This window comes from Bradyrhizobium sacchari (assembly GCF_002068095.1).
Taxonomy (GTDB): Bacteria; Pseudomonadota; Alphaproteobacteria; order Rhizobiales; family Xanthobacteraceae; genus Bradyrhizobium; species Bradyrhizobium sacchari.
On the sequence record NZ_LWIG01000001.1, the window covers coordinates 391762 to 404143 of the forward strand.

General features: G+C 64.7%; 10 protein-coding genes. 5 read left to right on the forward strand and 5 right to left on the reverse strand.

The annotated features are described in order from the left end of the window. Together A5906_RS01870 and A5906_RS01875 are read left to right on the forward strand one after the other, a co-directional pair. A partial coding sequence (locus A5906_RS01870; protein ID WP_245326556.1) for a Gfo/Idh/MocA family protein occupies nt 1-802 on the forward strand: 802 nt, incomplete at its 5' end. Further along, nucleotides 799-2670, forward strand: a complete 1872-nt coding sequence (locus A5906_RS01875; protein ID WP_080133572.1) for a bifunctional sugar phosphate isomerase/epimerase/4-hydroxyphenylpyruvate dioxygenase family protein — start codon at nt 799-801, stop codon at nt 2668-2670. The genes A5906_RS01870 and A5906_RS01875, both read left to right, overlap by 4 nt. Before the next feature lie 344 nt (nt 2671-3014). Here the strand turns inward: A5906_RS01875 and A5906_RS01880 are convergent, their stop codons facing one another. Beyond that, on the reverse strand, nt 3015-4187 hold the full coding sequence (locus A5906_RS01880; RefSeq protein WP_080133573.1) for an ABC transporter substrate-binding protein: 1173 nt from the start codon (nt 4185-4187) through the stop codon (nt 3015-3017). 301 nt (nt 4188-4488) lie between these two features. Here A5906_RS01880 and A5906_RS01885 point away from each other — a divergent pair, with 301 nt between their 5' ends. Then, on the forward strand, nt 4489-5751 hold the full coding sequence (locus A5906_RS01885; RefSeq protein WP_080133574.1) for an NAD(P)/FAD-dependent oxidoreductase: 1263 nt from the start codon (nt 4489-4491) through the stop codon (nt 5749-5751). Nucleotides 5752-6038: 287 nt separating this feature from the next. Here the strand turns inward: A5906_RS01885 and A5906_RS01890 are convergent, their stop codons facing one another. Genes A5906_RS01890 through A5906_RS01900 form a run of 3 tightly spaced genes read right to left on the reverse strand, consistent with a single transcriptional unit; the run spans nt 6039 to nt 8845 of the window. Next, a complete protein-coding gene (locus tag A5906_RS01890) occupies nt 6039-7250 on the reverse strand; it encodes an ABC transporter substrate-binding protein (protein ID WP_080134015.1) in 1212 nt (403 codons plus the stop codon). Between the two features lie 50 nt (nt 7251-7300). Continuing rightward, nucleotides 7301-7624 (reverse strand): 2Fe-2S iron-sulfur cluster-binding protein, encoded by a 324-nt coding sequence (locus A5906_RS01895; protein WP_080133575.1) that lies wholly within the window; start codon nt 7622-7624, stop codon nt 7301-7303. 12 nt (nt 7625-7636) lie between these two features. Then, on the reverse strand, nt 7637-8845 hold the full coding sequence (locus A5906_RS01900) for a cytochrome P450 (RefSeq protein WP_080133576.1): 1209 nt from the start codon (nt 8843-8845) through the stop codon (nt 7637-7639). Between the two features lie 83 nt (nt 8846-8928). Here A5906_RS01900 and A5906_RS01905 point away from each other — a divergent pair, with 83 nt between their 5' ends. Next, nucleotides 8929-9432 (forward strand): MarR family winged helix-turn-helix transcriptional regulator, encoded by a 504-nt coding sequence (locus A5906_RS01905; RefSeq protein ID WP_080133577.1) that lies wholly within the window; start codon nt 8929-8931, stop codon nt 9430-9432. A gap of 418 nt (nt 9433-9850) precedes the next feature. Here the strand turns inward: A5906_RS01905 and A5906_RS01910 are convergent, their stop codons facing one another. After that, on the reverse strand, nt 9851-11701 hold the full coding sequence (locus tag A5906_RS01910; protein WP_080134016.1) for a feruloyl-CoA synthase: 1851 nt from the start codon (nt 11699-11701) through the stop codon (nt 9851-9853). Nucleotides 11702-11848: 147 nt separating this feature from the next. On the opposite strand from A5906_RS01910, the gene A5906_RS01915 reads away from it, so the two are divergent. After that, complete coding sequence (locus A5906_RS01915; protein WP_080134017.1) at nt 11849-12343, forward strand: MarR family winged helix-turn-helix transcriptional regulator; 495 nt, start codon at nt 11849-11851, stop codon at nt 12341-12343. The last annotated feature ends 39 nt before the right edge of the window (nt 12344-12382 follow it).

A 12382-nucleotide genomic window follows, 5' to 3' on the forward strand; every position in this document is an offset into this window, starting at 1 on the left:
GGCGGGCGTGCCGGCGCTGATCGAAAAACCGGTGACGGAGACGGTTGCCAGCGCACAGCATCTGTGCGCCGCCGTCGGGCGAACCGGCGTGCCGATGCTGGTCGGTCATCACCGCCGACACAATCCGATCATCAAGGCCGCGCGCGCAGCGGTGACAACCGGCAAGCTCGGCCTGCTCACCGCCGTGGTCGGGTTGTGGCTGCTGAAGAAGCCCGACGATTATTTCGAGGTGGCGTGGCGGCGCGAGCAGGGCGGCGGTCCGCTACTCATCAACCTCATCCACGACATCGACAACCTCCGCTTCATCTGCGGTGAGATCACCGAGGTGCAGGCGCTGACCTCGAACAGGGCGCGCGGCTTCGCCGTCGAAGACACCGCGGCGCTGCTGCTGCGCTTTGCCAATGGCGCGCTGGGAACGGTGACCGTGTCGGACACGACGCCGGCACCTTGGAGCTGGGAACTGTCTTCGGGGGAAAACCCCGCTTATCCCAAGCAGGATCAGCCCTGCTACATCTTCTCCGGCACCGGGGGATCGCTGTCCGTGCCGAATATGGACCTGTGGTCCTACGCAGAGGAGCCCGGCTGGTACGCACCGCTGTCGCGCGAGATCATTGCGCCGCCCGCTTTCGATCCACTGGTCGAGCAGCTCCGGCATTTCTGCGCGGTCATCAGGGGCCAGGAACAGCCGTTGATCACGGCCGAGGATGCGATGGGAACGCTCGCCGTCGTCGAAGCCGTCAGCGAGGCCGCGCGCACGGGCCAGACAATCTCACCGGGGCGGATCATGGAGCAAGCAGCATGAACAAGCGCTCGATCGCGACCGTCTCTCTCTCAGGGGTACTGGACGAAAAGCTCCGCGCCATCGCCGCCGCCGGCTTCGACGCGGTCGAGATCTTCGAGAACGATCTGCTGTCGTTCGGCGCCGGTCCGCGCGACATCGCAAAGCTGTGCAAGGATCTCAATCTCGAGATCTGCGCGTTCCAGCCGTTCCGGGATTTCGAGGGCATGCCGGAGCCGCAGCGCACGCGCAATTTCGCGCGCGCGATGCGTAAATTCGATCTGATGCAGGAGCTCGGCACTGACCTGTTGCTGATCTGCTCGAACGTGTCGCCCGCCGCGCTCGGCGGCATCGACCGCGCCGCGGACGATTTTCGCGAGCTCGGCGAGCACGCCGCGAAGCGCGGCCTGCGCGTCGGCTACGAGGCGCTGGCCTGGGGACGGCATGTCAACGACTACCGCGACGCCTGGGAGATCGTGCGCCGCGCCGATCACCCCGCGATCGGCGTCATCCTCGACAGCTTTCACGCGCTGGCGCCGGGATTTCCCACCCGCGCCATGGCCTCGATCCCCGGTGACAAGATATTCCTGGTGCAGCTTGCCGATGCGCCGAAGCTCGAGCTCGACATCCTGTCCTGGAGCCGGCACTTCCGCTCCTTCCCCGGCCAGGGCGATCTGCCGGTCGGCGACTTCATGAAGGCGGTCGCCGCGACCGGCTATGCCGGGCCGCTGTCGCTGGAAATCTTCAACGACCAGTTCCGCGCCGGCTCAGCCGCGCAGACCGCGATCGACGGACTCCGGTCGCTGATCCTGCTGGAGGACCAGCTGGCACCGGACTGGCCGAAATTTGCCGGCGAGCCGCTCGCGCCCAAAGCCAAAAGCCGCGGCACCGGTTTCATCGAATTCGCCGTCAACGAGACCAAGGCGGGCGAGCTCGCCCGCTTGTTCTCGCAGCTCGGCTTCCGCAAGAGTGGCAAGCATCGCAGCAAGGCGGTCGAGCGCTGGTCGCAGGGCAAGGTCGAGCTCGTCATCAATTGCGAGACCGACGGTTTTGCGCATTCGCATTACGTTACCCATGGTCCCGGGGTTTGCGCGATCGCGCTCGATGTCGACGATGCCGGCCTTGCCATGCAGCGCGCCGAGACGCTGAAAGCGCGCACCTTCTACCAGCCGGTCGGGCCGGGCGAACTCGAGATCCCCGCGATCCATGGCGTCGGCGGCAGCCTCCTCTATTTCCTCGACCAGGCCGGCAAGAACTGGGACACCGATTTTGAACCAGTCGTGAGCGATGCAGGCGCGGATGCCCTGCTCGCCGTCGACCACATCGCGCAGTCGATGCCTTATGACGAGATGCTGTCCTGGCTCTTGTTCTACACCGGGATCCTCGACCTCAAGCGCCTGCCGCAGATGGAAATCGCCGATCCCAGGGGCCTCGTGCAGAGCCAGGCCATCATCAACGCAGACCAGAGCCTGCGCTTCGTCCTCAACGGCTCTTCCGCCAACCGCACGCTGCCAGCGCGCTTCATCTCGGAATTCTTCGGCTCAGGCGTGCAGCACGTCGCCTTCGCGTGCCAGGACATTTTCGCCGCGGTCGCCGCGATGCGCAGGCGCGGCGCGGATTTCCTGGATATCCCCGACAATTACTACGACGACATCGAAGCCAAATACGATCTCGCCCCCGAGCTGATGGCGCAGCTGCGCGCCAACCACATTCTCTACGACCGCGAGGGCGACAGCGAATTCTTCCAGGTCTACACCCACATCTTCGACGAGCGCTTCTTCTTCGAGATCGTCGAACGCAGGAACTATCAGGGCTTTGGCGCGGCGAATGCCGGCATCAGGCTGGCAGCGCAGGCGCGCGAAGTGCGGCCGTCGAGCATGCCGCGGGTGTGAACCCGCTCTCCTTGTGGGCTCTTCGCCTCTCCCCGCGCTCGTCCGCCGAAGCTTTAGCGAAGGCGGATGCGGGGAGAGGCCAGAATTCGAGCGCAGCTTGAATTCCGGGTGAGGGGGACTCTCCGCGAGTCACCTCGCAGTCAGGAGTAACGCTCCCTCAACACGTCATTGCGAGCGTAGCGAAGCAATCCAGAATCCCTCCGTGGAAAGACTCTGGATTGCTTCGCTGCGCTCGCAATGACGATGTGATGAGTAGTCGCGAACTTAACGTCTACCGCCCCCGCGGACACCCCCCTCACCCTGACCCTCTCCCCGCAAGCGGGGAGAGGGGAAGAGCATCAGCCTCACTTCATCTGGCACTTGTCGTGGAAACGATCCTGATCATTCTCCACGATCGTCGCGACCGTCTTCAGCGCGAGCTGGCCTTCGGCGTCCTTGACCACGTCCTGAAGATAGAAGCTCTGCACCGGGATGTGGTTCTTGCCGTACTTGAACGCGCCGCGCAGCGACTTGAAGTTGGCCTTCTCCATCTCGGCCTTCATCGCGTCCTTCTTGCTGGTGTCGCCCTTCACCGCGACGACGGCGCTGTTGATGAGCTGGGCGGCGTCATAGGTCTGGGCACCGTAGTAGGTCGGACGCAGTCCGGGATACTTCTTGCGATAGTCGGCAACGAAGCGCTTGTTCTGCTCGTTGGGCAGGTCATTCACCCATTCCTGCGCGCCGGGAACGCCGAGCGCGTTCTCCTTCTGCAGCGGCAGCGAGAGCTCGTCGACGGTGAACGCCGTATAGAGCGGCATCGTGCTCTTCAGCCCGGCTTGCGCATATTGGTTGAGGAACTGCACGCCGGCAGCACCGGGATAGAACACGAAGATCGACTCGGCGCCGGAAGCGCGCGCCTTGGAGAGCTCGGCGGAGAAGTCGAGCTGGCTCGGCCACACGGTGTATTCTTCGCCCTTGATCTCACCCTTGAAAGTGTTCTTGAGGCCCGCGAGCATGTCCTTGCCGGCCGCGTAGTTCGGCCCGATCAGGAACACGCTCTTGACGCCCTTCTGATTCATGTAGAGGCCCATGGCCTGCGGCGTCTGGTCGTTCTGCCAGGAGGTCGAGAACACGTAAGGGCTGCACAACTCACCGGCGAGCTGCGACGGGCCGGCATTGGCCGAGATCAGGAAGGTCTGCGAATCCACCGCGGTCTTGAGCGAAGCCAGGAGGACGTTCGACCAGATATAGCCGACGATGAAGTCGACCTTGTCGGACTGCACCAGCTTCTCGGTCTTCTGCTTGCCGATGTCGGGCTTCTGGCCGTCGTCCTCGTAGATCACCTCGACCGGCTTGCCGTCCATCTTGCGGCCCATATGGTCCAGCGCGAGTTCGAACGAGTTGCGCATGTCGTTGCCGATCACGGCGGTCGGGCCGCTGAAGGTCGAGACGAAACCGATCTTGATGGTGTCGCCAGCGAATGCCGGGTTTGCCAGCACCAGCGCCGCTGCGCCCGCCAGCCAGAATGACGTCCTCATAATCACTCCCCTCCTTGTATTATCGATCCCGAAAACGGGGTGATCGCCGCCCCGGGCCTGTCTCTATTGAACGCAAAATCTGTCGAGCCGCCAATGGCTCAGCGCCTGCCCCTGCACCATATTTCGCTCCAATCGGCGATGGCAAGAAATATAATTCTGCTCAATTTAGCCAAGGCTGCGGCGCTTTTTCGCGGCATGTCGATACACCCGGCCTATGCTGCGATTGATGAGCGCTATTGGACTGCGAAGCCCGATCCGCACTTAAATGAAGGTGAGAAGCAGCAAGATTCGAGGGTGCATCATGGCCGCAAATCCCCATCGCGTCGTCATCGTCGGCGCCGGCTTCGGCGGGCTGGAGGCGACCCACCGGCTTGCGGGCGCTCCGGTCGAGATCACGCTGATCGACCGCCGCAACCATCACCTGTTTCAGCCGCTGCTCTACCAGGTCGCGACTGCCTCGCTCGCGACCAGCGAGATCGCCTGGCCAATCCGGCACCTGATGCGCGACCGGCGGGAAGTGACGACGCTGTTTGCCACGGTGAGCGGCGTCGATGCCGACAGGCGCTGCGTGCTGATCGACGATGGCAGCGAGGTGCCCTACGACACGCTGGTGCTCGCGACCGGCGCGCGGCACGCCTATTTCGGCCATGACGAATGGGAGCAATTCGCGCCCGGCCTGAAGACCCTGGAGGATGCGACCACCTTGCGCCGGCACATCCTGGTGGCCTTCGAGCGCGCCGAGCGCGAGACCGATCCGGCGAAGCGTGCAGCGCGGCTGACCTTCGTCATCGTCGGCGCTGGCCCGACCGGCGTCGAACTCGCCGGCACCATCGCCGAGATGGCGCATCACACCCTGCCCGCCGACTTCCGCAACATCGACACCCACAAGGCGCGCGTCGTGCTGATCGAGGCCGGCCCGCGCGTGCTCGCCGGCTTTCCCGACGAGCTGTCGGCCTACGCGCAGGCCTCGCTGGAAAAGATCGGCGTCGAGGTCGTGCTGGGACAGGCTGTCACGGAGATCAACCGCGAGGGCGTGGTGTTCGGCGGCAAGTTGCTCGAGGCAAAGACGAGGATTTGGGCCGCTGGCGTCCGCGCCTCGCCCGCCGCCGAATGGCTGGGCGCCCCCAGCGATCGCGCCGGGCGCGTGCAGGTCGAGGCGGACCTCACGATTCCCGGCCATCCCGAGATCTTCGCGATCGGCGACACCGTCAATATCAACGCATGGGAGGGCAAGCCGGTGCCTGGCATCGCACCTGCCGCCAAGCAGCAGGGCCGTCATGTCGCCGAAACCATCAAGGCGCGGCTGCGCGGCGCTGCGACGGAACCGTTCCGCTACAAGCACGCCGGCAGCCTCGCCCAGATCGGCAAGCGCCTCGCGGTGATCGACTTCGGCAAGATCAAGCTGCGCGGCACCATCGCGTGGTGGATCTGGGGCATCGCCCACATCTACTTCCTGATCGGTCTGCGTCACCGCCTCAGCGTTGCCTTGAGTTGGCTCTGGATTTACGCGCGAGATCAGCGCGCGGCGCGGTTGATTACGCAGGGCAGCAGCAAGGTGGCGTAGGGACGGTCCTCTCCCTCTCCCCGCTTGCGAGGAGAGGGCCGGGGTGAGGGGGAGTCTCCGCGGGGTCGGTGAGAGTTTGGATCTGTCAATATTCCGCCATCGTCATTGCGAGCGCAGCGAAGCAATCCAGAGTCTGCCGCGGTGGGATTCTGGATTGCTTCGCTGCGCTCGCAATGACGTGTTGAGAGATCGCGGTTCCCGCAGGCATCTGGCTCGCGGAGAGCCCCCTCACCCACCGCGCTGCGCGCGTCGGCCTCTCCCCGCAGGCGGGGAGAGGCGAAAAGCAGCTACTTCACCAGCTCGCACCCACCTTCCGCCAGCGGGCGGAACGCCTGGTCCGCGGGAATCGTCGAGACCAGCTTGTAATAATCATAGGGATATTTCGACTCTTCGGGCTTCTTCACCTCGAACAGGTACATCGGATGCACGACGCGGCCGTCCTGGCGAATCGTGGTGTCGCCGAACAGCTTGTCCTTGCCCTTGAACGTCTTCATCGCCGGCACGACCTCCTTGGCGTTGTCGCTGCCGGTGGCCGCCACCGCGTTGAGATAGGCGAGGGTGGACGCGTAAACCCCGGCCTGGTTGCCGCTCGGCATCTTGCCGTTCATGCCGGGTCGCGCGGCAAAACGCTTGGCGAAGGCGCGGGTGTCGTCATCCATGTCCCAGTAAAAGGCCTCCATGAGCTGCAGACCCTGCGCGACCTTGATACCCATGCCGTGGACGTCGTTGATGAAGAGCAGAAAGGCCACCAGCTTCTGGCCGCTCTGCTGAAGCCCGAATTCGGCGGCCTGCTTCACCGCGTTGATGGTATCGCCGCCGGCGTTGGCGAGGCCGATCACCTGCGCCTTCGAGCTCTGCGCCTGCAGCAGGAAGGAGGCGAAATCGGAGGTGCCAAGCGGATGCTTGGAGGAGCCGATCACCTTGCCGCCATGCGACTCGATGTATTTCTGCGCCTCGGCCTCGATGCCCTTGCCGAGGGCGTAGTCGACCGTGAGGAAATACCACTCCTTGCCGCCGCGCGACATCATCGCGGCAGCGGTGGTATTGCCGGTCGCCCAGGTGTCGTTGACCCACTGGATGGTATTGGGCGAGCAGGCCTTGCCGGTAAGATCCGAGCTTGCCGTGGACGAGGCCAGGAAAGTCATGCGGCTGTCGCGCAGCAGCGAGTTGATGGAAAGACCGACGGCCGAGTTCGGTACGTCCACGATGGCATCGACACCTTCGACATCGAGCCATTTGCGCGCGATGGCATTACCGACATCGGCCTTGTTCTGGTGGTCGGCATAGACGATCTCGACCTTGATGCCCTTGCCGCCGCCGTTGAAATCCTCCGCCGCCATCCGCGCCGCTTCGACCGAGCCCATGCCGTTGGTATCCTGGAAGATGCCGGAGATGTCGTTGAGCACGCCGATTCGCACGACATTGTCGGAGATCTCGGCATTCGCCGCGCCGGTCACCAGGCTCGCGGCCAGCGCGAGCGTCCACTTCAGATGCTTCATCATTCCCTCCCCTGTATTTTGATTGCCGGTCGTTGCCGGCCAACCGAGATTCAGACCTGCCGTTCCGGCAGTCGCAGCACGAGCCCGTCGAGCTCAGGCGTGATGTTGATCTGGCAGGACAGCCGGCTGTTCGGCAGCCGCGCGGCGGCAGTGCCGTCGAGCAGCGCGTCCTCGTCGTCGGCCATCGCCGGCAGGCGTGCGAGCCAGGCCTCGTCGACATAGACGTGACAGGTCGCGCACATGGTGTTGCCCCCGCATTCGGCCAGGACGCCGTCGAGGCCGTGGCGGGTCGCGGCCTGCATGGCGCTCTCGCCGCCAGAGGTTTCGATGCGATCGGAGTTGCCGTCGGGATGGATGAAAGTGATGGCAGGCATCAAAACTCCTCGTCAGGCCGGGGTGATGGTGACAGGCAGGCTGTCGAGCCCGCGCAGCGTGTTGTTGAAACGGCGCTTGGGCTCGCCCGCGATCTCGATCTTCGCGATGCGGCGCGCCAGCGCGGTCAGCATCACCTCGCCTTCAAGGCGGGCGACGAGCTGGCCGACACACATGTGGATGCCTGAGCCGAAGCCGACATGGCCGGAGGTACGGCGGGTGATGTCGTAGCTGTCGGGCTTGTCCCAGCGCCGCGGATCGCGATTGGCAGCGGCAAGGAACATCAGCACCTTCTCGCCTTCACCAATCCTCGCGCCCGACAGCTCGACCTCGCGCGTGGTGGTGCGGAAGAAAGTCTGCACCGGGCTCTCGAATCGCACGGCCTCCTCGAAGGCACCGCGCGCCAGCGAGATATCATTGCGCAGGCGCTGCCACTGATCGGGAAAGCGAGCGAGGCAATAGACGGCCGCGCTGATGCCGTTGACCGTGGTGTCGAGGCCGGCCGAGAGCAGCGAGCGCACCAACAATGGCGCCTCGGTGGCCGTGATGGCACCCTCGTCGGCCTGCGCGTGGATGCATGCACCGAAGCCACCGGGGGCAAGGTTCTCGCGCTGGCACTGCTCGGCGACATAGGCCTGGTGCGGCATCGAACGTTCGATCGCCTCCTGGCGCAGCTGGTTGGGCGGACCGAAGGCGTTGAACACGACGCTCGCATAGGGAATGAGATGCTCGCGACCTTCGGGCTTAAGCCCGAGCGCATCGGGAAATATCGAGAGCGGATAGGCCTCGGCGAGGTCGGTGATCGCATCGAAGCTGCGCTTGTCCAGCAGCGCGTCGACCCGTTCCTCCGCCGCGGCGGCAAACCGATCGCGCACCTGCTTCATCACGGTCGGCGACAGCACCTTTGACAACACGGCGCGAGTGCGGGTATGCGCGGGAGGATCAGCCTCCAGGATCAGGCTCGGCGGCCGCCAAGGCGTCTCCTTCTTGAAATCGGACAGGCCGACGCCGCGGCCGGAGCAGAAGGTGGCGGGATCGTTCAGCACGGCATGAACCTCGGCATAGCGCGCCACGCCGTAGACCTTCCATTTGTCGAGATAGACCACCGGACCCGCCTCCCGCAGCAGCTCATGCGTGGGATAGGGGTCGGCAAAAAACATCATGTCGAAGGGATCGACGTCGAGATGCGGGACGCCTGATAAAGCGGAGCCGGGTGCGCTCATTGAAGTCCTCCCTCATTTTGATCTTGTGAAAGGGCGGCGCATGCCCTTAGGTCTTTCGGCACGCCGCGAGTCAGAAACCCGATATGCCGCCGTCTTCGACCAGAGCCCGCCAAAAGCCCGCGCCCGCTGATGCGGGGCCGACGCTCGATCTCGAGCGCTATGTGCCGGCCTTCATCACCTTCATCGCCAACAAGCTCTCGAACAGCGCGACCGCGTTCTATCAGAAGCAGTTTGGCGTCAACGTCACGGAATGGCGGATCATGTCGCTGCTGGCGATCGAGCCGGGCATTCCCGCCTCGCGCATCTGCCATGTCATCGGCTTCGACAAGGGACCGGTGAGCCGGACGCTCGCAGGCCTCGAGAAGCGCGGGCTGATCGCGATCCGCACCGATCCTAACGACGGCCGCACCCATTCGATCTCGCTGACCGCAAGGGGCCGCTCCACCCATGACAAGGTGATCGTGGCGGCATTCGAGCGCGAACGGCGCCTGCTGTCCTGCCTCAGCAAGGACGAGCGCGAGGTGCTGATCGACCTGCTCCGCCGCCTGCACGAAAATCTCGGCGCGGTAACGGATAGCTACACCTGACGCGCCGCGCCGCAGCTCCGTCGTTCCGGCGCCTTCAGGCATGCGCCCGCGTTTGCACGCGGCACCTCTCCTGCCGAGCATTGTTTCCTCCGAGATCGGACGCGGCAGTTCCTCCGCCGTCGTCCTTCCCTGGAACGGTTCGCATAAATTAGTTGCTTAGGCAACAAAAGAATCGGCAGGATATTGCGGCAGGATGGCTGGCTTAATTGGGCGGGGCTGTTTCACTCCCTCTCCCCGTTCTTACGTGGAGTGGGTTGGGGTGAGGAGCCTCTCTCCCCGGCAGAGATCGTTGTGAGACCTGTACCCCCTCACCCGGATCGCACCCGACGATGCGTCGCATCGCCAGGAGCGATCCGACCTCTCACCGCAAGCGAGGAGAGCTGAAGAGGGCGGGAGCTTGGGCGAGATCATCGACTGGCTACACCCCAACCCACTCCCCCGACGCATCGTCATTCAACCGCTTCACTGCTTCCGCTCGCCGCGTCAGCACGGCGCGCTGGTTGATGTAGCCCTTGTCGGTGATCTCGCCGCCGTCCACCGACGGCGGCTCGGCAAGCAGCAGCGCGCGCGTGGCATGGCCGGAAGAGTTGGCGCCCTGTTGCTTCAGCTTTGCGAGGCCCTGCGCGATCGCGCTGCGGACCTTGTCATGCGCCAGCACATCGCTCACGGCTGCCGTCTCGGGCAAGCCGGCATGAGCGCGGCAGGCCGCGATATTCGGGAACACCAGGAAGCGCACCTCGTCGCCGCCATGCCCCGACACGACGATGTCCTGCGCCAGCGGCGCCAGCGCGGCGATGCCGGCAACGCGCAGCGTGCCGACACTCACCCAGGTGCCGGAATTGAGCTTGAAATCCTCCGCGACGCGGCCGTCGAAGAACAGCCCGCGCTCGGGCCGCGCACTGTCGGCAAGCTTCACGGCGTCACCGATGAGATAAAACCCCTCATCGTCGAACGCCTGCTTTGTCAGTTCGGGCGCCTTCCAGTAACCGGGCGTGACATTGGGACCGCGCACGCGCACCTCCAGCTTGTCGCCTGAGGCGACGAGCTTCAGCTCCGTGCCGGGGATCGGCACGCCGATATTGCCGGAGCGCTCGGCGAGGAAATGACAGTCGGTCGCGAGCGGCGAGGTTTCGGTCGAGCCCCAGGCCGAGACCATCGGCAGCGCACGGCCGACGGTCGCGACGGAGAGCTCTTCGAGAGCATCCCAGAGATTCTGCGGCAGCGCTGCGCCGGCGTAGAAGGCGAATTTCACCTCGCTGAAGAAGCGGCGGCGCAGCTCCTCGTCACCGCGCAGCGCCGCGATCAGCATGTCGAAACCGCGCGGCACGTTGAAATAGACCGTCGGCATCACGCTTTTCAGATTGGCGAGCGACGTCGCAAACAGGCCCGGCGCGGGCTTGCCGCCGTCGATGTAGAGCGAGCCGCCATTGCGCAGCACGAGATTGAAATTGTGATTGGCGCCGAACGTGTGGCTCCAGGGCAGCCAGTCGAGGATGACGAGATCGCCGCGCCGCTGATCGAGAAAGGTCCAGGTCTGGGCCTTGGCCTGCTGGCTCGAGGTCAGCATGCGCTGGGTGTTGATGACGGCTTTCGGCGTGCCGGTCGAGCCGGACGTAAACAGGAATTTTGCGATCGTGTCGGGCGTGAGCGCCGCGAAGGCTCTTGTGACGTCCGGCGTCTCGGGCGTAGCTGCGATGGTGCGGAAGGCGAGCGCATCGGCATCGCCAGCATTGCCGCTGATGATCTGCGCGCTATGCAGCGGTTTGATCGCAGCCAGCGCCGCCGCGAACGGCCTGGTACCGGAAACATAGATCGCGCCCGGCTCGAGCAGCGCGATCATGCTTTTCAGCTTGTCAAAATCCTTCGACATCAGTGAGTAGGCAGGTGAGATCGCGGCCGAGGGAACGCCGACATGCTGGGCGGCTAGCGCAAGCAGCGCGTGATCGATGCTGTTGTCGGAGAGAATGACGACAGGGTGCTCCGCGCTAAGTCCCTGCGCCAGAATCCACGACGCTGCCGCGCGGACCCACCGCAGGGCAACTGCGTAAGTCATGGTGGCCCAGGGCGCATCGGCGCCATCACGCTCGGCGAGGAAGATCGTGTCGGGCGTCTGCCGCGCAAAATGCTCCAGCCAGTCGCCGACGCAGCGCGCACTCTGGCGCAGCGGCTCAGGCGAACGCAGCACGATGCTGCCGTCCGCGCGATGCTCCGCGGCGGTCTTGGGCGCTGCGAACAGGCTCGAAGCTTCACCGCGTGGGGCGGCTGTCATGGTTTCCTCCTCGCCCGCATCGGGATCGACGGCCGCCTCGTCCCGGGCTGCCTTGAACATAATGTTGGTCGGGGCAATTGTTGTCGTCAACAACAATCTTTCGCTCAGGCCGCCGAGGCGCTAAGGTTGGTCGGCAGGAGACTCGACGTGACCGCCACCGCAGCCCGCACTCCCCCCCGCAAACGAGCGAGCAACGGCGCTGCGCGGCGGAGCGAGGCCGACGAGATCGGCCTCGACGCGCTGGTCGGGCACGCCGGCTATGCGGTGCGGCGCTTCCAGATCTGGATCTTCCAGGACTTCGTCAGGACGCTTGGCGATGTCGAGATCAGGCCGACGCAATATTCGGTGCTGACGGTGATCGGCGCCAATCCCGGCCTGTCGCAGATGGCAGTGGCAAAGCGCCTCGGCATCGAGCGCGCCCGCTTGGTGCATCTGCTCGACAGCCTGGAGCAGCGCAAATACGTGAAGCGGATCAAGTCGAAAGAAGACCGGCGTTCCCATGCGCTGCACCTCACCGCACAGGGCGAGACGGCGCTGGCCAAGTTCAAGGGCTTGGCCGCCGAGCACGAGCGGAATGTCGAGGCCAAGATCGGCAAGGAGAACAGGGAGCAGCTGCTTCGGATCCTCGCAGGCTTCACCTGAGCCGGGCCGCCCAATATTTATGCAGATGCCCGTAACAGG

What these genes read in the sequence shown, in the direction of transcription:
- A5906_RS01875 (WP_080133572.1), top strand. Translation starts at nt 799, where the DNA reads ATGAACAAGCGCTCGATCGCGACCGTCTCTCTCTCAGGGGTACTGGAC.
- A5906_RS01880 (WP_080133573.1), bottom strand. Translation starts at nt 4,187, where the DNA reads ATGAGGACGTCATTCTGGCTGGCGGGCGCAGCGGCGCTGGTGCTGGCA.
- A5906_RS01885 (WP_080133574.1), top strand. Translation starts at nt 4,489, where the DNA reads ATGGCCGCAAATCCCCATCGCGTCGTCATCGTCGGCGCCGGCTTCGGC.
- A5906_RS01890 (WP_080134015.1), bottom strand. Translation starts at nt 7,250, where the DNA reads ATGAAGCATCTGAAGTGGACGCTCGCGCTGGCCGCGAGCCTGGTGACC.
- A5906_RS01895 (WP_080133575.1), bottom strand. Translation starts at nt 7,624, where the DNA reads ATGCCTGCCATCACTTTCATCCATCCCGACGGCAACTCCGATCGCATC.
- A5906_RS01900 (WP_080133576.1), bottom strand. Translation starts at nt 8,845, where the DNA reads ATGAGCGCACCCGGCTCCGCTTTATCAGGCGTCCCGCATCTCGACGTC.
- A5906_RS01905 (WP_080133577.1), top strand. Translation starts at nt 8,929, where the DNA reads ATGCCGCCGTCTTCGACCAGAGCCCGCCAAAAGCCCGCGCCCGCTGAT.
- A5906_RS01910 (WP_080134016.1), bottom strand. Translation starts at nt 11,701, where the DNA reads ATGACAGCCGCCCCACGCGGTGAAGCTTCGAGCCTGTTCGCAGCGCCC.